The organism is Novosphingobium sp. BL-52-GroH, from assembly GCF_044813085.1.
Lineage (GTDB): Bacteria > Pseudomonadota > Alphaproteobacteria > Sphingomonadales > Sphingomonadaceae > Novosphingobium.
Genome location: NZ_CP171149.1, coordinates 580,209 through 598,876, shown reverse-complemented (window position 1 = coordinate 598,876; position 18,668 = coordinate 580,209). Strand labels below are relative to the sequence as shown.

The 18,668-nt window shown below is 66.9% G+C and carries 18 protein-coding genes; 10 read left to right on the top strand and 8 right to left on the bottom strand.

Annotation, left to right across the window (positions count from 1 at the left end; genetic code table 11):
- Nucleotides 1-4: 4 nt before the first annotated feature.
- Nucleotides 5-694, bottom strand: coding sequence for a TetR/AcrR family transcriptional regulator (locus tag ACFFDA_RS02625; RefSeq protein WP_404478041.1), 690 nt, complete (start codon nucleotides 692-694; stop codon nucleotides 5-7).
- Between the two features lie 122 nt (nucleotides 695-816).
- On the opposite strand from ACFFDA_RS02625, the gene ACFFDA_RS02620 reads away from it, so the two are divergent.
- On the top strand, nucleotides 817-2,001 hold the full coding sequence (locus ACFFDA_RS02620; RefSeq protein ID WP_404478040.1) for a multidrug effflux MFS transporter: 1,185 nt from the start codon (nucleotides 817-819) through the stop codon (nucleotides 1,999-2,001).
- Here the strand turns inward: ACFFDA_RS02620 and ACFFDA_RS02615 are convergent.
- Nucleotides 1,974-3,077, bottom strand: a complete 1,104-nt coding sequence (locus tag ACFFDA_RS02615; RefSeq protein WP_404478039.1) for a phosphotransferase family protein — start codon at nucleotides 3,075-3,077, stop codon at nucleotides 1,974-1,976. The genes ACFFDA_RS02620 and ACFFDA_RS02615 overlap by 28 nt on opposite strands.
- 82 nt (nucleotides 3,078-3,159) lie before the next feature.
- Here ACFFDA_RS02615 and ACFFDA_RS02610 point away from each other — a divergent pair, with 82 nt between their 5' ends.
- The 3 genes from ACFFDA_RS02610 to ACFFDA_RS02600 are packed head-to-tail and all read left to right on the top strand — an operon-like array spanning nucleotide 3,160 to nucleotide 5,823.
- Complete coding sequence (locus ACFFDA_RS02610; protein WP_404478038.1) at nucleotides 3,160-4,515, top strand: acyl-CoA dehydrogenase family protein; 1,356 nt, start codon at nucleotides 3,160-3,162, stop codon at nucleotides 4,513-4,515.
- Nucleotides 4,512-5,000, top strand: coding sequence for a MarR family winged helix-turn-helix transcriptional regulator (locus tag ACFFDA_RS02605; RefSeq protein WP_404478037.1), 489 nt, complete (start codon nucleotides 4,512-4,514; stop codon nucleotides 4,998-5,000). Before ACFFDA_RS02610 ends, ACFFDA_RS02605 begins: the two co-directional genes overlap by 4 nt.
- Entirely contained in the window at nucleotides 4,987-5,823 is an 837-nt protein-coding gene (locus ACFFDA_RS02600; RefSeq protein ID WP_404478036.1) for a MaoC/PaaZ C-terminal domain-containing protein, read from the top strand. The genes ACFFDA_RS02605 and ACFFDA_RS02600 overlap by 14 nt, the downstream gene beginning before the upstream one ends.
- 101 nt (nucleotides 5,824-5,924) lie before the next feature.
- On the opposite strand, the gene ACFFDA_RS02595 is transcribed toward ACFFDA_RS02600, so the two are convergent.
- Nucleotides 5,925-6,980, bottom strand: coding sequence for an NADPH:quinone oxidoreductase family protein (locus tag ACFFDA_RS02595; protein WP_404478035.1), 1,056 nt, complete (start codon nucleotides 6,978-6,980; stop codon nucleotides 5,925-5,927).
- A gap of 4 nt (nucleotides 6,981-6,984) precedes the next feature.
- Entirely contained in the window at nucleotides 6,985-7,656 is a 672-nt protein-coding gene (locus ACFFDA_RS02590) for a nitroreductase (RefSeq protein ID WP_404478034.1), read from the bottom strand.
- Between the two features lie 137 nt (nucleotides 7,657-7,793).
- Here ACFFDA_RS02590 and ACFFDA_RS02585 point away from each other — a divergent pair, with 137 nt between their 5' ends.
- From ACFFDA_RS02585 to ACFFDA_RS02570, 4 genes are read left to right on the top strand one after another with little or no spacing between them, the layout of a single operon-like run.
- The gene (locus ACFFDA_RS02585; protein ID WP_404478033.1) at nucleotides 7,794-8,957 is read left to right on the top strand and encodes an acyl-CoA dehydrogenase family protein; all 1,164 of its coding nucleotides are present in this window, start codon (nucleotides 7,794-7,796) and stop codon (nucleotides 8,955-8,957) included.
- Nucleotides 8,958-8,983: 26 nt separating this feature from the next.
- Nucleotides 8,984-9,730 (top strand): SDR family NAD(P)-dependent oxidoreductase, encoded by a 747-nt coding sequence (locus ACFFDA_RS02580; protein WP_404478032.1) that lies wholly within the window; start codon nucleotides 8,984-8,986, stop codon nucleotides 9,728-9,730.
- 13 nt (nucleotides 9,731-9,743) lie between these two features.
- On the top strand, nucleotides 9,744-10,451 hold the full coding sequence (locus ACFFDA_RS02575) for a CoA transferase subunit A (RefSeq protein ID WP_404478031.1): 708 nt from the start codon (nucleotides 9,744-9,746) through the stop codon (nucleotides 10,449-10,451).
- Nucleotides 10,451-11,122 carry a 3-oxoacid CoA-transferase subunit B gene (locus tag ACFFDA_RS02570; protein WP_404478030.1) on the top strand — a complete coding sequence of 224 codons (672 nt, stop codon included), beginning with the start codon at nucleotides 10,451-10,453 and terminating at the stop codon, nucleotides 11,120-11,122. The genes ACFFDA_RS02575 and ACFFDA_RS02570 overlap by 1 nt, the downstream gene beginning before the upstream one ends.
- A gap of 90 nt (nucleotides 11,123-11,212) precedes the next feature.
- On the opposite strand, the gene ACFFDA_RS02565 is transcribed toward ACFFDA_RS02570, so the two are convergent.
- The 3 genes from ACFFDA_RS02565 to ACFFDA_RS02555 are packed head-to-tail and all read right to left on the bottom strand — an operon-like array spanning nucleotide 11,213 to nucleotide 13,684.
- Nucleotides 11,213-11,446, bottom strand: coding sequence for a hypothetical protein (locus tag ACFFDA_RS02565; RefSeq protein WP_404478029.1), 234 nt, complete (start codon nucleotides 11,444-11,446; stop codon nucleotides 11,213-11,215).
- 1 nt (nucleotide 11,447) lies between these two features.
- Nucleotides 11,448-13,010, bottom strand: coding sequence for an AMP-binding protein (locus ACFFDA_RS02560; protein WP_404478028.1), 1,563 nt, complete (start codon nucleotides 13,008-13,010; stop codon nucleotides 11,448-11,450).
- Complete coding sequence (locus ACFFDA_RS02555) at nucleotides 13,010-13,684, bottom strand: hypothetical protein (protein ID WP_404478027.1); 675 nt, start codon at nucleotides 13,682-13,684, stop codon at nucleotides 13,010-13,012. The genes ACFFDA_RS02560 and ACFFDA_RS02555 overlap by 1 nt, the downstream gene beginning before the upstream one ends.
- A gap of 444 nt (nucleotides 13,685-14,128) precedes the next feature.
- On the opposite strand from ACFFDA_RS02555, the gene ACFFDA_RS02550 reads away from it, so the two are divergent.
- Nucleotides 14,129-16,399, top strand: a complete 2,271-nt coding sequence (locus ACFFDA_RS02550) for a TonB-dependent receptor (protein WP_404478026.1) — start codon at nucleotides 14,129-14,131, stop codon at nucleotides 16,397-16,399.
- Nucleotides 16,400-16,562: 163 nt separating this feature from the next.
- On the opposite strand, the gene ACFFDA_RS02545 is transcribed toward ACFFDA_RS02550, so the two are convergent.
- Complete coding sequence (locus ACFFDA_RS02545; RefSeq protein ID WP_404478025.1) at nucleotides 16,563-17,294, bottom strand: TetR/AcrR family transcriptional regulator; 732 nt, start codon at nucleotides 17,292-17,294, stop codon at nucleotides 16,563-16,565.
- Nucleotides 17,295-17,543: 249 nt separating this feature from the next.
- Here ACFFDA_RS02545 and ACFFDA_RS02540 point away from each other — a divergent pair, with 249 nt between their 5' ends.
- A complete protein-coding gene (locus ACFFDA_RS02540) occupies nucleotides 17,544-18,665 on the top strand; it encodes an acyl-CoA dehydrogenase family protein (protein WP_404478024.1) in 1,122 nt (373 codons plus the stop codon).
- The last annotated feature ends 3 nt before the right edge of the window (nucleotides 18,666-18,668 follow it).

Sequence of the window (18,668 nt, the reverse complement as noted above, 5' to 3'; positions counted from 1 at the left end):
AGGCTCACCGGCCGGTGATGGCGCCGTTCAGCAGCAAGGCGACGGCGCTGCGCACCCAGTCCTCGCATTTTTCAGAGGTCCAGGGCGCGCCGATAAGTGCGGCGCGCTGGGGATCGAAAAGGATCATTACCGTGGCAAGCCGCGCGTTGCGGTCGATATCGTCCATGCGCAGGCGCCCCCGCGTCACTTCGTCGTGCAGGATTTCGGATAGCTGGCTCTCGCTGCTCTTGGAGCGAACCGTGCCGGCAAGTTCGGCAAGGTGGGGGAACCGCCAGCCGTCCGTGATCAGCAACCGGAACAGCCCCATGATTTCGGGGCGCAGCGCCAGGCGGACGAGACTGTTCCCGAACGTGATGAGGCGTTCCGTCGGGCTTACGCTGGGGCCCGGGTCTTCGAGCGTCACGCGCGCGCCCGTCAGAAGGCTCTCTATCACTTCGACGAGCAGTGCGTCCTTGTCCCCCAGCTTGAGATAGATGGTTCGCTTGGTAACCCCCGCCGCCATCGCGATCTGGTTGAGACTGGTGGCCTCGAATCCCTGTTCGAGCATGAGCTTCTTCGCGATCTCGACGATCCGGTGCGGAATCCGGTCCGCGTCGTCTTTCGTGGGCCGGCCAAGCTTGGAACCTTTGGCTTTCGGGTGTTGAGTGCGAACCATTTGATGCCGGGAATAGCAGGACCAGGTCTGCGTTGTCACGCGTGTCCGGCGGGGTTGTGGAACTGACGATCGGGCAGCGCGTATTCCCGGCCGCTGTCTGATCGCCATCGTATTTTACCTGCCGCGTCGCGAATCGGCATTTGTATGGAGATTTTCATATCGTGACTGCCCGAAAGATACCCCTGTGGCTGCTGGGGGTCGTTACGCTGAGCGGATCGCTCGGCATGCACGTCTTCGTGCCAGCGCTGCCGCTGGCAGGGATGGAACTGGGGGCGGACCCTCGTGCGATGCAGTGGACGATCGTGGCCTATATCGTCGGCATGGCAGTGGGGCAGCCCTTCTACGGGCCGATCGCGGACCGCTGGGGACGCCGGCCGGTGTTGCTGGCCGGGCTGGCCACGTTCGTCGTCGGCGGCGCGTCGGCGGGCCTGGCGACGGGCGTGCATGGGCTGATCGCGTTCCGTTTCGTCCAGGCGCTGGGCGGATCGGCGGGACTGGTGCTGGGTCGCGCGATCGTGCGCGATTCGGCGATCGCGGGCGAAGCGGCGAGCAAGCTGGCGCTGATGAACCTGAGTATGACGATCGGCCCGGGCCTGGCCCCGTTGGTAGGCGGGGCAATCGCCACCCTGCTGGGCTGGCGCGCGATCTTCGCGGTGCTGACCATGGTGGGCCTCGCCAACCTCGCCTGCGTTTACGCGCTGCTGCCGGAGACCCGCGCCTCCCGTGCCGACAAGGGTCCTTCGGTGCTTCTCGGATATGGGCACTTGCTTCGCTCGCGGCCTTATCTCTACTACACCATCGGGGGCGGCTGTGCGACCTCGTCGCTCTACGCCTTCATCAGCACGGCGCCCCTCATTTTCGTGCATCAATTGCACAAGGACCCGGCGAACCTGGGGTTCTACCTCACCACCACCGCACTGGGACTGTCGGCCGGGGCGCTCGCCGCGAACCGCATTTCGCGGCGGGTTGCAGTGCACCGACTGCTCGGCTGGGCGACCCTGGTGAGCCTGTTGGGGGCGGGGACCTTCCTCGCCTCGGTGCTGGCGGGCGAACTGGGCGTGGCGGTGACGCTCTCGTCCATTGCGGTCTTCACTTTCGGGGCGGGGCTTGCCAGTCCCTCGGCACTGGCGGAGGCGCTGGGGGTCAATCCCGCGCTGGCGGGGTCCGCTTCGGGGCTTTACGGAGGGCTACAGATGGCAAGCGGGGCGGTTTTTGCGGCTTTGGCAGGGCTCGGGAGCAATCCGGCACTCGCGGCGGCAATGGTGTTGGTGGGGGCGGTGCTGGCGAGCCAGTTGTGCTTCTGGCGCGCCGAGCGGCTTCAGGCGCAGGCTCCAGCGCTCGCCTGAAGATCCATGATGGCCTTGCATTCCTCCAGCAACCGGGGGACCAGGCTTTCGAAAATCGCACCGACTTCCTTGCTTTCCAAGCCGATAGCAGCCCTCGCCACCTTGTATTCGACAATGCAGGCCAGTTTGAACTGGGCAAGGGCCATGTAGTAGTCGAGACCTGCCGTATCGCGTCCGGTGCGCTCGGCGTAGCGGCGGGCGACGGCCTGGCGGGTGGGCATGCCGGAGGGGTCAAAGTAGGCTGAAACCGGGCGTCTGAGCGGGTCGCGCTCGTCGTGGAGGCTGTAGACGAGCAGGCCGAGGTCGAGCAGCGGATCGCCGATCGTGCACAGTTCCCAGTCCAGGATCGCCACCAGACGCGTAGGCAGGCCATGCCCGAACAGGCAGTTGGGTGCACCGATGTCGCCATGAACGATACCTGGGGATGACATGGGCGGCCGGTTGGCGTCCAGCCACGCCGATACCTCCTCCAACCAGGGAAGGTCGCGCCCCGTCCACCCCGGATACTCTTTTGGATAGCTCGCGAGTTGCGAGCGCCAGCGTCCGACCTGCCGTTCGAGAAACCCCTCGGGCCGCCCGAAATCCTCCAGCCCCGCCGCCCGCCAGTCGACGCTTGCGAGCGCCGCGATCGCATCGGCCATCGCGAAGATAACCTCGCCCTTGTGCGGCGCGCGGTCGAACGGAGGCGGATAGTCGCAGCCGGTGGCGGTGAGCTGCCCGGCCCAGCCTTCGACTTTCGCGGTGATCGTGAACGGGGCGCCAATCACGGCTGCATCCTCGCACACCGCGTAGAGGTGTGGGTGGGGCACGGCGGTTCCGGCAAGCGCGCCGAGCAGCCGGGCCTCGCGCAGCATCGAGCGCGCGCTGCCCGGCGGCGCGTCGAGCGGGGTGCGGCGCAGGATCGCCGAAGGGCCGCCGCGATCGACTCCGATCGTCGCGTTGCTGGTGCCGCCGTGCAGGAACGCGAGTTCCAGCGCCTCCGATCCCAGCGCGGGCACATGCGCATCGAGCCATTGTGCCAGGCGCGCGCAGTCGACCAGGGAATGGAGGTCCATCTTCTGACGCATCGTGCTCATGCCGCAACTACTTCCCAAATTGACAATATGTTGTCGTTTAGCTAGCGAGGCCCCAGCAAGTCAAGACAAAGAGGATGCGCGCATGATCTCGTTCGACGTCGAGCCGGAATATCAGGAGCAGTTGGACTGGGCCCGGGCCTTCGTGCGCGAGGAGGTCGAGCCGATCGACTTCCTGTTCCACCAGGACCAGGTCTACAATCCCGCCAACCAGAGCTTGCGCGCCATCCTAGCGCCGCTGCGTGAACAGGTGCGCGCCAGGGGGCTGTGGGCCTGCCACCTGCCCAAGAGCCTGGGCGGCGACGGCTACGGCCAGGTCAAGCTGGCGCTGCTCAACGAGATTCTGGGCTACAGCTTCGCCGCGCCCACCGTCTTCGGCACCGCCGCGCCGGATACCGGCAATGCCGAGATCCTCGCCCACTTCGGCACCGACGAGCAGAAGCGCACCTATCTCCAGCCGCTGCTCGATGGCGACATCGTGAGCTGCTATTCGATGACCGAGCCCGTCGGCGGGGCCGATCCGCGCGTGTTCACCACCCGCGCGATCCGGCAGCACGACGGCACCTGGAAGCTCTCGGGCCGCAAGTGGTATTCGTCGAACGCGCGCTGGGCCTCGTTCCTGATCGTCTTCGCGGTGACCGATCCCGACGTGCCCGTCCACCAGGGCGCTTCGCTGTTCCTCGTGCCGCGCGAGCGCGAAGGGGTGCGGATCATCCGCAATGTCGGCACCGTCGGCGACCTGCCAGGCACCGGCTCGGAAGGCTACATCCACTACGACGACGTGGTCGTGACCGATGCCGACCTGCTCGGCGCCCCGGGCGATGCTTTCAAGATCGCCCAGTACCGCCTCGGTGGCGGGCGCGTCCACCATGCGATGCGCAGCGTGGCGCAGGCTCAGAAGGCGCTCGACCTGCTGTGTCGCCGCGCGCTGGGGCGCTACACGCAAGGCAGCCTGCTGTCGGACAAGCAGATGGTGCAGGACGTGATTGCCGAATGCTGGATGGACATCCAGCAGTTCCGTCTCTTCGTGCTCCACACAGCCTGGAAGATCGACAAGGAGCAGAACTACAAGTCGGTGCGCGAGCATATCTCCGCCGCCAAGACGCTGGGAGCGCGGGTCGTGGTGAACACCGTCAGCAAGGCGATGCACCTGCACGGCTCGCTCGGCCTGTCGAACGAGCTGCCCTTCGGTGAGATGCTGATGCGTGGCTTCGTGATGGGCATGGCCGATGGCCCGGACGAGGCGCACAAGGTGGCGGTTGCCAAGCAGGTGCTGCGCCAATATCAGCCGGACGAGGCCGAATTCACCGCGATGCATCAGGTGACGCAGGTAGGAAATGCCATGGACAAGTTCGCGGCCGAGCTGGCGCTGCCGGGCGAAAAGAGCCCCTGGATCGACTATGTCCGCGAATTGCAGGAAGAGGGATTGTACGGGCATTGAGGACGCGCGCCGACTACCATGATGCCCATTCGCCGCAGGGCGCCCGCTTCGTCGACTTGCTAGACGAAGTGATGCGCCTCAACGGCCGGATGCTGGCGGCGATGCGGCGATCGACGCGGGTGACCGGGCTCAGCCCCGCCGAATCGATCCTGCTTTCGACCGTAGTGTGTTCGCCCAGTCCGCCTACCGTGCCGCGCGTGGGCCGCGCGCTCGGGCAGACGCGCCAGGGGGTGCAGCGCACCGCCGACCGCCTCGTCGAACTGGGGCTGATCGAATGGCTGCCCAACCCCGACCATGCCCGCGCGCACTGCATGGGGCCGACGGCGGAAGGCCGCGAACTCTACGACCGGGACAATGCCGAAAGCGCGCAGTGGGCCGACCGTACCGTGGCGGGCATGGACCCGGCCGCGCTCGATCTGACGCTGGAGACGCTGCGCGAGCTACGCCGTCGGCTCGAGGAAGCCGAGCGCAATGCTGGACCCTGACTACCTGCGCGCGCTCGACATGGGCGAGGCGCGCACCGTGATCGCCGAACGCGACGCGATGCTCTACGCGCTGTCGATCGGCCTCGGCGACGATCCCACCGACCCGTTCGACTTGCGCTACACTTACGAGCGCGACCTTGCGGTGTTCCCGACGATGGCGCTGGTGGTGATGGCCGCGCCGGGGTGGCTGGGCGACCCGCGCACCGGCATCTCGTGGAACCACGTCGTCCATGGCGCGGAGCATCTGGTGATTCACCAGGATCTGCCGCTGCACCGCCCAATCACCGCGCGCCTGCATGTGGCGGAGATTTTCGACCGCGAGGACAAGGGCGCGTTATTGGTCCTCGAACGCCGGCTGAGCGACGCGGACGGGGCGCCGCTGGCAACGATCCGCCAGCAGGTCCTTTGCCGCGCCGACGGTGGTTTCGGCGGCGCGCGCGGCGGCGTGCCGCGCCGCCCGGTCCCCGATCGGGCCCCCGACCGGGTGGTCGAGGTGGCGCTGCCGCGCTTTGCGGCGCTGTTCTACCGGCTGAATCAGGACCGCAACCCGCTGCACGTCGATCCCGCCTATGCGGGGGCGGCAGGCTTTCCGCGCCCGATCATGCACGGGCTGGGCACGTTCGGCTTTGCGGTAGCGGCGATCCTGCGCGCGATCGGCGGGGGACGGGTGACGGAAGCCGGAGTGCGCTTCGCAGGGCCGGTCTATCCCGGCGAGACGCTGGCGTTGTCGGTTTGGGAAGAACCCGGCTGCATGGCGTTCCGAGGCGTGGTCGAGGCGCGCGGTGCCGTCGGGCTGGACGATGGCTTTGTGTGCCTCGCCTGAAGGCCACGCTGCGATCGGGTGAGCGCGGCGCACATTCCGCCCAATAGACTTCGTCACCCTGAACTCGTTTCAGGGTTCATCGTGCCGCCCGGCCCGATGGTTCATCCACCATCGGCCCTGTCGGGTTGGGGGCCCAAGCGTGACGGGCTCGCCAAGACGCCATCGTCGCTTTCCATCTCCACCACCACCCGGCCCGCCGTTACGCCCGCGCGCACGTCCTCCATCGCGGTGCGGAAGTCCGCGAGGGCATAGCGACGGCCTACCGCCGGAACGATCGCACCTTGGCCGTGCAGCGCCAGCAGTGCGGCCAGGTTGTGCGCCGCCGCCTCGGGAAAACGCTCCTCGAACTGTTTGATGTCCACCCCTACCAGCGCCGCGCCCTTGAGCAGCGCGAGGTTGGTGGCGAGGCGCGGGATGGCGCCGCCCGCGAAGCCGATCACCAGATGGCGGCCGCCCCAGCCGAGCGAGCGGAACGCGGGCTCGGTCGCCGTGCCGCCGAGCGGATCGACCACGAGGTCGAGCGGGGCCCCGGCGCAGGCGGCGCGCAAGTCCTCGCGCCAGGTCTCGCTATGCGCGTCGATCGCCGCTTCGGCGCCGCCGGCGACGGCGAGGGCGCGCTTGGCGGGGGAGGAGGCGGAGGCGATCACGCGGGCGCCCAGAGCGCGGGCGACCTGCACTGCCGCGTGGCCCACCGCGCCGCCCGCGCCGAGCACCAGCACCGTCTCGCCGGCGCGCAATGCGCCGCGCTGGACCAGCGCATGCCAGGCGGTGGTGAAGCTGACGCGGAACACCGCCGCCTGGTCGAATGGCATAGTCGCGGGGATCGCCAGCACCCGCTCGGCCGGCGCGATGGCCCGCCGGGTGAGGGCGCCGCCCCAACCCGAGCCGCAGACCCGGTCGCCCGCGCGGACGTGGCAGACGCCGTTGCCCACCGCCTCGACGATGCCGGCGAACTCGGTGCCGGGGATGAACGGCAGCGGCGGGCGCACCTGGTATTCGCCCGAGGCGATCAGCAGGTCGACGTGCGAGAGCCCGGCTGCGGCGACGCGCACCGCGACTTCGCCTGCACCGGGCCCGCGGGAAGTGGCGGGGCCGAGCGCGAAACTATCGGGCGCGCCGAAGCGTTCGACGACGACGGCGAGAGGGGGGGCTGGCATCGGCTCAGGCCTCGTGGAAGTGGGCGAAGGCGTCCAGCGGCACGCGTGATGAGGCGAGCGCGTTGATCGGCGCGGCGGGATCCTCCCTGCCGATCGAGAGCCCGGCGAACAGCATCGCATGATCGGGCAGGTCGAGGAAGCGGCCGACGGTTTCGGGATACATGGCCCAGCACCCCTGCGGGCAGCTCGCGAGGCCGTTCTCGGGCAGCAGCAGCATGAGGCTCTGCAAATACATGCCCAGTTCCGCCCACTGTGCGGGGCCGAGGCGCCGGTCGATGCAGCACATCAGGCCCACCGGTGCGCCGAAGAACGTGAAGTTGCGCGCAAACTGTGCGCGGCGCGCCGGCCGGTCGGCGCGATCAATGCCGATCTGGCCGTAGAGTGCCTCCCCGATCCCGGCGATGCGTTCGGCATAGGGGCTGACCGGTTCGAGCGGATAGACGGGGTACTGGGGCTCCTCGCCGCGGGGCAGTTCGGCGACGCGCGCGGCGATGGCCTCGCGGAACCGCGCGAGGGCGGGGCCGGTGAGGACGTGGAGCTGCCAGGGCTGGACGTTGCCGCCGCTGGGCGCGCGCGCCGCGACGGCGAGGAGGTGGCGCAGGAGATCCATGTCGATCGGGTCGGGCAGGAAGGCACGGACGGACTTGCGGGCGTGGAGTGCGTCTTCGATTGTCATGGGCAGCCTTGCTGGACGGGAACACGGATAAAAATTAATTGGCTTTATTTTATGGCAATGATGTCGGATAGGACAAGGCGAATCTCGAGGCCGACCCGCGCCGCGGGACGAGCCAGAAGCCAGGAGAAGGATGTGCCATGACCGCGTTGCAGGTCGCGATTCCCGATTACATGCAGGACCCCGAGCTGGAGATGTTCGCGGATTCGGTGGCAAAATTCTTCCAGCGCGAGGCTCCTGCCAAGCGGGTTGAGGAATGGCGCGAGGCGGGGCAGGTCGAACGTGACATTTGGACCAAGGCAGGCGAGGCGGGGCTCATGGGGGTCAGCGTGCCGGCCGAATACGGTGGCGCCGGGGGCGATTTCCGCCACGACATCGTGATCTTTCAGCAGCTCGTGCGCAACGAGGTCGACGGGTTCGGGCTGCAGCTCCACAACGGTATCGTCGTGCCCTACATCGTCGCGCACGGGACCGAAGAGCAGAAGCACCGCTGGCTGCCCCGGCTGTGCAGCGGCGAGCGGATCACCGCGATCGCCATGAGCGAGCCCGGGGCGGGGTCCGACCTCGCCGCGATCCGCACCACCGCTGTCAAAGATAACGGCGGCTACCGGATCAACGGGTCGAAGACTTTCATCTCCAACGGGCAGCTGGCCGATTTCGTGGTGGTGGTGGCGCGGACCGATCCCAGCCTAGGCAACAAGGGCATCTCGCTGTTGGTGGTTGAGACCGATGCGGTCGAAGGCTTCCGGCGCGGCAAGAAGCTCGACAAGATCGGCCACGATGCGCAGGACACCTCCGAACTGTATTTCGACGACGTGTGGGTGCCGGCCGACAACCTGCTCGGCGGCGAGGAAGGCAGGGGCTTTTACCAGCTCATGAAGGAGCTGCCCAAGGAGCGCTTGATGATGGCGATCAACGGTGTCGAGACCATGGACATGGCGATCGCCGCCACGGTCGAGTACACCCGGTCGCGCAAGGCCTTCGGGCAGCCGATCTACGATTTCCAGAACACCCAGTTCAAGCTGGCCGAATGCCGCGCCAAGGCCGTCGTCGCGCGCCGCTTCGTCGAGGACTGTGTGCGCCGACTGCTGGACGGCACGCTCGACGGCACGACCTCGGCGATAGCCAAGATGTGGGTCACCGATACCGAATGCCGGATCGTCGACGAATGCCTCCAGCTGCATGGCGGCTATGGCTACGTCAACGAATATCCGATCGCCCGCATGTACCGCAATTCGCGCGTGCAACGCATCTACGGCGGCTCGAACGAGATCATGAAGGTCATCATCGCGCGCTCGCTGTGACGGGCGGGCCCTGGGGAGATAGTACGATGTTCGACCTGACCGGCAAGCGGGCTCTCGTCACCGGCGCATCGAGCGGGCTGGGCGCCCATTTCGCCCGCGTCCTCGCGCGCGCGGGCGCCCACGTCGTCGTCGCCGCGCGGCGCGAGGAGGCCTTGCGCACGCTGGTCGAGGATATCGTGACTGCGGGCGGCAGCGCCGATGCGGTGCGGCTCGACGTCACCGAAACCGCTTCCATCGCGGCTGCGGTCGCGGCGGCGGGCGCGCTCGACGTGCTCGTCAACAACGCCGGCGTCACCAACACCCGTCCGGTGCTCGACCAGACCGAGGCGGACTTCGACTTCATACTCGACACCAACCTCAAGGGCGGGTTCCTCGTCGCTACGCAAGTCGCCCGGGCGATGCGCGATGCAGGCACGGGCGGGTCGATCGTCAACATCGCCTCGATCCTGGGGCTGCGGCAGGGGGGGCAGGTGACACCCTATGCGATCTCCAAGGCGGGGGTGATCCAGATGACCCGCCAGCTCGGGCTGGAGCTCGCGCGCTTCGGCATTCGTGTCAATGCGCTGGCGCCCGGCTATGTAGCCACCGAACTCAATGACGCCTTCTTCGCGAGCGAGGCGGGGCAGGCGCTGGTCCACCGCATCCCGCAGCGGCGGCTGGGCCGACTGGAGGACCTCGACGGTCCCCTGCTGCTGCTCGCCTCCGACGCTTCGCGCTACATGACCGGATCGACGATCACCGTCGATGGCGGCCACCTCGTCAGCACGCTTTGAAAGGAGCGGATCGATGGTCCAGAAAGTCTACTCCGATGCCGCTGCTGCCCTCGACGGGCTGCTGCACGAAGGCATGACGGTCGCTGCGGGTGGCTTCGGCCTTTGCGGCATTCCCGAGACGTTGATCGACGCTCTCGTCGCCAGCGGCGTGGGCGGGATCACGGCGGTTTCCAACAACGCGGGCGTCGACGACTTCGGCCTCGGCAAGCTGCTGCGTACGCGCCAAATCCGCAAGATGATCAGCTCCTACGTTGGCGAGAACAAGGAGTTCGAGCGCCAGTACCTCTCGGGCGAACTGGAGATCGAGTTCAGCCCGCAGGGCACGCTGGCCGAACGGATGCGCGCCGGCGGGGCCGGGATACCAGGCTTCTACACCCGCACCGGCGTCGGCACCTTGATTGCGCAGGGCAAGGAAACCAAGGACTTCGACGGCGAGACATACGTGCTCGAACGCGGCATCGTGGCCGACCTGGCGATCGTCAAGGCTTGGAAGGGCGACCCCTACGGCAACCTGGTGTTCCGCAAGTCGGCGCGCAATTTCAACCCGATGGCGGCGACCTGCGGCCGGGTGACGGTGGCCGAGGTCGAGCACCTCGTTGGCCCAGGCGAGTTGGAGCCCGACCAGATCCACACCCCGGGCGTCTTCGTCCAGCGCGTGATTCTCGCCATTGCGAACGAGAAGCGCATCGAGCAGCGCACGATCCGGCAGGAGGCCGCCTGATGCCCTGGACCCGCGACGAAATGGCCGCCCGCGCCGCCCGCGAACTGCAGGACGGGTTCTACGTGAACCTCGGCATCGGCATCCCCACGCTGGTCGCCAACCACATCGCCCCCGGGCTCGACGTGACGCTGCAATCGGAGAACGGGATGCTCGGCCTCGGCCCCTTCCCGCGCGAGGAGGACGTCGACGCCGACGTCATCAACGCCGGCAAGCAGACCATCACCGAGCTTGACCGCACCAGCTACGTCTCCTCGGCCGACAGCTTCGGCATGATCCGGGGCGGGCACATCCAGCTTTCAGTGCTAGGCGCGATGGAAGTCGCCGAGAACGGCGACCTCGCCAACTGGATGGTGCCGGGCAAGATGGTCAAGGGCCCCGGCGGTGCTATGGACCTCGTCGCGGGGGTCGGGCGCATCATCGTGCTGATGGACCACGTCGACAAGGCGGGCACGCCCAAGTTCCGCAAGGCCTGCAGCCTGCCGCTGACCGGCGCCAACGTCGTCGACATGATCGTCACGAACCTTGCGGTGTTCCGCCGGCCCGATCGCAGGAGCGCGTTCGAACTGGTCGAACTCGCCCCCGGTGTCGAGGCGGGGGATGTGCGCGCGATGACCGAGGCAGGGTATGTGGAGATGATTCTCGAGGGTGCCGGACCGGAGCCTTCGGCTTAGACTCCGTCATCCTGAAACGAGTTCAGGATGACGGATGGGCAACGGAAACGGAAACGTCATATGCGATTGTCCTCCGCGTGCCGGGGAGGATCAGTACTCCGTCTGGCCCCATAGCTCCCATAGCTCCGCCTGTAGAGCGGCGTGATCCATCAGCACCGTGCCGTCCATCGCGACGATGCGCATCGGCGCCATGCGGCGATCGGCAAGCGCATCGTAGGCGGCGTCGATGGCGCGGCTCAAGCTGGGGTGGGATTCGGCGAGGTCCGTCCCGTCGTGCAGGCCATGCAGCACGACGGGGCCGGTCAGCGGATCGATGCCGTGCATCTCAGCCCACCTGCGGGTAGCCGCCGCCGCCCCAGCCGGCATCGACCGCGGCGCGGTCGACGAAGCCGTTGGGAAGGCGGGGCAGGGCGGGGGCGAAGGCGACGAGCTTGGGCTTCTTGTAGGAAGCGATCGCGTGGCGGCAGTGCTCGATGACCGCGTGCTCGTCGAGAACGGCGTCGTCGTTCAGCACCACCACCGCCTTGACGCTTTGCGCCCAGCGCTCGTCGGGGACGCCGATCACGCAGACGTCGGCGACTTCGGGCAGGGCGCGGATGCAGGCTTCGACTTCGGCGGGATAGATGTTCTCCAGCCCCGACTTGATCATCGTCGCTTTGGGGCCGACGAAGGACAGCGAGCCGTCGGGGTTCCGCCGGCCGAGGTCGTTGGTCCTGTACCAGCCGTCGGCGCTGCGGGCCTGGTTTACCGCGTCGGCGCCGTAGTAGCCGTTCATCACCAGCGGACCGCGCGCGGCGATCTCGCCGGTCTCGCCATCGGGCACTTCGCGGCCGGCTTCGTCGAGCAGGCGGACCTGCAGGAACGGCCCGGGCCGCCCGGCGCCGCTGCCGCCGAGCCAGGCCAGCACGACCGAGCCCATCAGCTCGGTCTGCCCGTACTGCCCCATGTGGTGGCGCATCGGCGCGTGTTCGGGAATGGCGAGTGGAGGCATCCAGTCCTTGAGGTCGCGGCTGGGGAACAGCGAGGAGAGATCGCGCTTGCCCGCCGCGTCCAGCTTCATCATTTGGTCCACCACTGGCCCCGGAAGATAGGCATGGCTGACATGCTCGCGTTCCACGAGGCCGAGCAGCTCGGCGGCATCGACGCGCCGCACGTAGACGCAGCGGCCTCCGGCGACGAACGTGGCGAAACCGCCCATCAGCACGCCGACGTGGAACATCGGGCCGGACATCAGGTAGCTGCTGGTCTCGTCGATCGCTTGCCCGCGCGCCGACAGCAGCGCCTGTAGCAGGATGGCGCTGTGGGAAAGCTGCGCGGCCTTGGCGGCGCCGTCGAACGCGGCGGTGTAGATCGCCAGCAGCGGCGTGTCGGCATCGACGAAGCTTTCGGGATCGTGATCCTCGCCCGATTCGATAAGCGCCTCGTAGCAGTCCGCCCCGGTACCGTCGTGCTGCACCCACTGGCGGTCGTGCGTCTTCCAGGTTTCCTTGTTGACGTGGTAGATGTCGCCCACCTCGATGTCCTGCCAAAAGACGATCTTGGGATCGAAGCGGTGGACGAGATCGGCGAACTCGGGCGGGGACACGCGCCAGTTCGCCGGGCAAAGCTGGGCGCCGATCTTGGCGCAGGCAAGTAGCAGCTCCATCACTCGCGCGGAGTTCTGGCCGACCCACATGATGCGGTCGCCCGGTCCCACGCCGCGCTTGCGCAAGCCGTCGGCGACCTTGTTCACGCGGCAGTCGAGCTGGCGGTAGGTGAGCCGCTCGGGTCCGTCGACCGAGGCGATCATGTTGGGGCGCGAGCGGCTGTGTTCGCGCAGGGTGTCGGCGAAGTTGAACTGGCGGATGGCGGGGAACAGGTCGATCCGCATGTCGGGGGTGCCGTGCATCAGCCCAGCGCCAGCCGCAGGTCGGCATTGCCGCAAGGGCAGGGCGCGGCGATCAATGCGCCCGGCACTTCGCTGCGGTGGGCCTCGAACGGCGTTGCGCGCAGCAGCCGGCTGGACAGGACTATCGCGCCGTCGCTGGCGCTGCAGTCCCACTCGATGCTGTCGACATGCACGCCCTCGCCCGCGCTGCACTGAAGCGCGAAGGCGGGACCGACTTCGGCCATCAGGCGCAGGGCGTGGATACCGGGGACCTGCGAGAGCCGGTCGAACGCGTCTGCACGGGCCCAGACGATGCGGTCGCGGAACACCGCCTCGAGCGCGAACCCTGCCTCGTCGAGTCCGGTCAGCACTTCGGCGCTGACGCCGACGATCGCGGCGACGTCGAAGCGGCGGCAGATCGATTCGATCCGCACCGCCTCGTAGCGGCTGTCGTCGGCGTTGGTGCACAACAGTCCCATGTTCATGATCGCCCGTTCGAACGGCTGCGCGTAGGCACCGTTCTCCAGCAACGAGATGAGCAGGACGAACCGCCCGTAGGCAAGCGGGAAGCTGCCCAGCACTCGCTCGATGGCGAACTGGGTGCGGCCGAGTTCGGCACCCGAGACGGGAAGAAATTCCCGGCCATTGGCGGCGGGGTAGCTGCCCACCAGCGCTGGTTCGATGGTTCTGGTCACGATAGGCCTGCCCTTCTTTTGGGGTGTGGATGCGCGGCGCCGCCCCTCGATCGACCGGGGGCCGGGTGGGGCAGCGGAAAACCGTCATCCGTCACATGCCTCTCCCTCGCAGCGCCTATAAATGAATACTGTTAAGTGACGTGTAGGCCGAGATGACCGGATTCGCAAGGCAGAGATGCCGCGCGCATGCTTTGCACGACCTGCATGGATGGTTATGACCGTTGCTGCGATCGGAGCATCGAGCAGTTCCATGCCTAAAAATGAATGATATAATGTTTTAGTGTCTTCATTTCCTAAAGCGACTGTTCTAATGGTGCGGCAGCGCTCGATCGGAGAGGATGTGTAGGCGCCCGGCGGGGCCTGCCTTCCAGTCAGGCAGCGCTGTATGGTCGCAGGCTTCCACCAGAGAGAGCCACACGACCGCCATTGGGAGGGATATGTATCGTGAGAAGCAAACTGCTTTGTTCTGCCGGCGCTCTGGCGCTCCTGTCGAGCGCGGGAGTCCTGCATGCGCAGGAAAGCACGGGGGACGCCACGGCGCCGCAGGATACCAGCGGACAGATCGGCGACATCATCGTCACTGCACAGCGCGTGTCCGAAAACCTGCAGACCACCCCCGTCGCGGTGAGCGCGGTGACTGGCGAGGCACTCGATCGCAAGCAGATCAGCAACGTCACGCAGATCCAGTACACCATCCCCACGCTGCAGATCGCCACCGCCAAGGACGGCGACAGCTCCAGCGCCAACATCGGCCTGCGCGGACAGATCCAGACTTATTCGTCGATCACCGTCGATCCCTCCGTCGGGCTCTACGTCGATGGGATCTATGTCGCGCGTAATGCCGGCGCCGCGCTCGACCTGCTCGACCTGGAGCGGGTCGAGGTGCTGCGCGGGCCGCAGGGGACGCTGTTCGGGCGCAACACCACCGGCGGCGCGATCAACCTGATCGCCAACAAGCCGGTCTACGAACTCACCGGGTCGGTACGCGCCAGCTACGGCAACTACGATGCGATGAACGGCCAGATCGTGCTCAATGCGCCGCTGGTGCACGACCAGCTGGCGGTGCGCGTGGCCTACCAGCACAACCAGCGCGACGGCTACGGCAGGTCGCTCTACACCGGGCAGTCGCTGGCGGACCAGAACGTCGACTTCTTCCGCGCGCAACTGCTGATCGAGCCGGGGGCCGGGCCGCTCAAGATCCTGCTCAGCGCCGACGGGAGCTGGAGCGAGAACAACGGCAGTCTGCAGCACACCTACTACGTCAGCCCCACCGGCCTCGCGCCGGCGGTGGTCGCGGCCTGTGCGGCCAATGCGGCGCGGGTGGGGTGCCCGGCCGGCAACCCGCCGCTGGTCGATGTCTCCGACGGGTTCTACACCAGCCGGGCGGGCTTGCTCGGCTACAACAAGAGCCGCACGCTGGGGTTCGGAGGCACGATCGAGTACGATCTGGGCGGCGCGACGTTCAAGTCGATCACCTCCTATCGCGAGCTCGAACGCACCTATCACCAGGACCTTGACGGCACCTCGTATTCGCTGCTCGACACCTATCGCGGCTATATCGACCAAGACCAGGTCTCGCAGGAACTTCAACTACTGGGCAAGGGGTTCGGCGATCGGCTGTCGTGGATCGTGGGCGCGTTCTACTTCCGCGAGAAGGGGCAGGACCTCACCGATTCCAATTCGCTGGCGCCGGTTTCGCCGACGCGCGCGGTAAAGGATGTTTATGCGCGCAACACCTCCAAGGCGGGCTACGGGCAGCTGACCTACGAGATCGTCGACGGGGTGCGGCTGACCGGCGGCCTGCGCTACACCGACGACGTGCGCCGCATGCGCAAACGCGCGCCTACGCTCAACATGGCGACAGGGGCAACCGGCTGCGCGCTGCGCAGCGGGCTGACCGCGCCGTGCGAGTTCGAAGGCGAGGCGAGCTTCAACTACTGGTCCTATACCGCCGGGGTCGACTGGCAGGCCAGTCGCAATGCTTTCATCTATGCCAAGGTGACCAAGGGATACCGCGCCGGCGGGCTCAACCAGGGCGGCGTAGACACCGTCAGCCTGGCGCCGTTCGATCCCGAATCCGTCCAGTCGTTCGAGGTCGGCGCCAAGCTCGATATGTTCGACCGCCGGCTGCGGATCAATGCCGACTACTTCTACGGCAACTACGACAACGTGCAGCGCGCCACGGTGCGGGTGATCAACAACCTGTCGAGCAACTTCGTCGTCAATGCCGCCAAGGCACGCATCCAGGGCATCGAGGCGGAGATCGTCGCCAAGCCGTTCCAACCGCTGACGCTGAGTGGCAGTTTCGGTTGGATCGATCCCAAGTACAAGGAATTCATCGACATCTACAGCGGCCTCGACAGAAGTGGCGAGCCTTTCCCGCAATCGCCCAAGTACACCGCAGGCGGCGCGGCCGATTTCGTCATCCCGGCCTCTTTCGGGTCCGTGACGCTGCACAGCGACTATAGCTGGCGGTCGGCGCAGTACTACGAGGCCACGCAAGTCTCGCGGGTCGGTGCCTATGGGCTATGGAACGCTCAAGTCAGCGTTCAACTGAACGACCCCGACCTGCAGCTTTCGGTATGGGGCCGCAACTTGACCAAGGAACGCTACTACCAGTCGGTCACCGACGTGAGCGGCACTGTTTTGGGCTACGCCACCGCCAACCCCGGCGAGCCGCGCATGTACGGCGTGACTGGGACTTATCGCTTCTAGGGCTACCACCTGGCAGGGGCGGTCCTTCGGGGCCGTCCCATACGGGAGTGAAGCCCTCGCCATTCGCACCGCCCTCCAGCCCGTTCCCGCGAATGCGCTTCGCGATCAGTTTTGTCCCGACGCGAACCGAACAGCGACGTGGCTATCGGCCCTTCCGGTCCCCTCAGCCGGCCGCCGCCGCCGCTTCCTCGTCGCTGCTGTATTTGCCGCGCACCATGCCGATCAGCATGAACGCGGCCGCGTCGAGGAAGCGGTCGCGATCCCAGCGCGAATCGCCGAAGCTGCCGTAGGGGGAACTCGCGGTGGCGGCGCAGTGGTCCACCAGCGACAGCGCGGCGCCGGCGGTTTCAGGCACAGAAAGCTCCTTGGGAATGAAGCCGCTCTGCTGCGAATCCGCGACGCGCTGTTCCAGCCGTTTGCCGATCGGCTTGGTCATCTCCACGCGCATGCGCATGAAACGCTCATCGCCCTGTTCGGACATGAGATTGCGGTAGTGCAGCGCCACTTCGTATTCCTGCCAATAGGCAGCATAAGCGCGTACGAAGCGCCGGGCGCGGTCCCAAAGCTGGGTTTCGGGCCAAGGCTCCTCCAGCATGTCCATATAGGGATGGCGCAGCGTCATGATCTCCTCCAGCCGCGCCAGCACGACTTCGGGAACGCCCGCAAAATAGAGATATAGCGCGGGCGGAGTCAGCCCGCAGGCGCGCGCCACGTCCGCGGAGGACAGGCGGTGCGCGGGAGTTTCGCGCAGCAGCAGCATCGTCTGGTCGATGATCCGGCGCCGCGTGGACAGGCCTTTGTTGCGCATGACCTGGCCGATCTTGTTCTGGCCTTTCGCCTTTGGCTTTGGCTTGGCCTTCGACTTGGTTTTCGCTGCGTCTTCCACTTTCGACATAACGTGTCGCTGCCCTTGATCCACTCCCCACTTCACGCCCGGGCAAGCGCCCTTCGGACCGGGAAAGGTTCCTTCTCGCACGAGAGCGGATGTTGACACAACACGCGCGCGACCATATGCCCGCCTAATAAGTTTATAGCATTCATCTTTGGAGAGGACGGTGGAGCGGATGACTGGCGTGCACGGAGCGCCCCGGTCGAGGCTCGCCCCCGCTCCGGCAAAACCATTCGCGACGGGGAGCGTGCTTCGGTGAACTTCGATCTGACCGACGAACAGAAGATGCTGCAGGACCAGGCACGCCGCTATTTGGCCGAACGCGTCGGCTACGACCGCTTGCGCGCTGCCATCGAGCACGGCAGCGAGGTCGACCCGGCATTGTGGAGCGGGGTGGCCGAGCTCGGCTGGCTGATGGTCGGCATTCCAGAGGAATACGGCGGACTGGGGTTGGGTACGCTGGAACAGTGCGTCATCGCCGAGGAACTGGGCCGCGTCGTGGCGCCGGTGCCGTTCACCTCCTCGCTGGGCCTTGCCGCCGAGGCGATCCTGGCCTGTGGTTCGAACGAGCAGAAGGAACGGCTGCTGCCCGCGCTCGGCACTGGCGAGGCGGTGGCGGCGCTGGCCTTCTTCGAAGGTGCAGGTGCGCCCGAACACGCGGTCATGGACGCCTTCGCCTGCACCGTGCGCGACGGCTTCCTCAGCGGCGTCAAATGGCCGGTTCTCGACGGGGGCGTGGCGGATTACCTGATTGTCGCGGCGAAGGACGCAGACGGCTTGGTCGGGCTCTACTGCGTAGATGCGCGGGGAGAGGGCGTCGCGCGCGAGCGGATCAGCGGCTTCGACCAGCTGCGCGCGGGCTACGTAGTCACTTTCACCGCCGCCCCGGCCGAACGGCTCGGCACAGGGGATGCGCGGGCGGCGGTCCTTGCCTGCTTTGACAAGGCCGCCGTCCTCACCGCGTTCGAGCAGGTCGGCGGGGCTGAAGCCGCGCTCTACATGGGCCGGGACTATGCGCTGGAGCGCAAGGCCTTCGGCCGTGCCATCGGGTCGTACCAGGCGATCAAGCACAAGCTGGCGGACATGCTAACCAAAGTGGAACTTGCGCGCTCCAACGCCTACTACGCCGGATGGGCGATGGCGAACGATGCGCCCGACAGGGCGCTAGCCGCCGCCACTGCGCGGGTCAGCGCGACCGAGGCCTACGAATTCGCCGCGCGCGAAAACATGCAGGTCCACGGCGGCATCAGCTTCACCTGGGAGGCGAACTGCCACTTTCACTACCGCCGATCGCGCCTGCTCGCGGTGTCGCTGGGCGCCGCCTTGCACTGGAGCGGGCGCATCATCGACCAGTTGCTATCCGCAAAGAGCGCTTGAGAG

Bases quoted from the DNA above. Each gene is read 5' to 3' on its own strand.
- ACFFDA_RS02615 (WP_404478039.1), bottom strand. From the start codon at position 3,077: ATGAGCACGATGCGTCAGAAGATGGACCTCCATTCCCTGGTCGACTGC.
- ACFFDA_RS02610 (WP_404478038.1), top strand. From the start codon at position 3,160: ATGATCTCGTTCGACGTCGAGCCGGAATATCAGGAGCAGTTGGACTGG.
- ACFFDA_RS02600 (WP_404478036.1), top strand. From the start codon at position 4,987: ATGCTGGACCCTGACTACCTGCGCGCGCTCGACATGGGCGAGGCGCGC.
- ACFFDA_RS02595 (WP_404478035.1), bottom strand. From the start codon at position 6,980: ATGCCAGCCCCCCCTCTCGCCGTCGTCGTCGAACGCTTCGGCGCGCCC.
- ACFFDA_RS02590 (WP_404478034.1), bottom strand. From the start codon at position 7,656: ATGACAATCGAAGACGCACTCCACGCCCGCAAGTCCGTCCGTGCCTTC.
- ACFFDA_RS02585 (WP_404478033.1), top strand. From the start codon at position 7,794: ATGACCGCGTTGCAGGTCGCGATTCCCGATTACATGCAGGACCCCGAG.
- ACFFDA_RS02580 (WP_404478032.1), top strand. From the start codon at position 8,984: ATGTTCGACCTGACCGGCAAGCGGGCTCTCGTCACCGGCGCATCGAGC.
- ACFFDA_RS02575 (WP_404478031.1), top strand. From the start codon at position 9,744: ATGGTCCAGAAAGTCTACTCCGATGCCGCTGCTGCCCTCGACGGGCTG.
- ACFFDA_RS02570 (WP_404478030.1), top strand. From the start codon at position 10,451: ATGCCCTGGACCCGCGACGAAATGGCCGCCCGCGCCGCCCGCGAACTG.
- ACFFDA_RS02565 (WP_404478029.1), bottom strand. From the start codon at position 11,446: ATGCACGGCATCGATCCGCTGACCGGCCCCGTCGTGCTGCATGGCCTG.
- ACFFDA_RS02560 (WP_404478028.1), bottom strand. From the start codon at position 13,010: ATGCACGGCACCCCCGACATGCGGATCGACCTGTTCCCCGCCATCCGC.
- ACFFDA_RS02545 (WP_404478025.1), bottom strand. From the start codon at position 17,294: ATGTCGAAAGTGGAAGACGCAGCGAAAACCAAGTCGAAGGCCAAGCCA.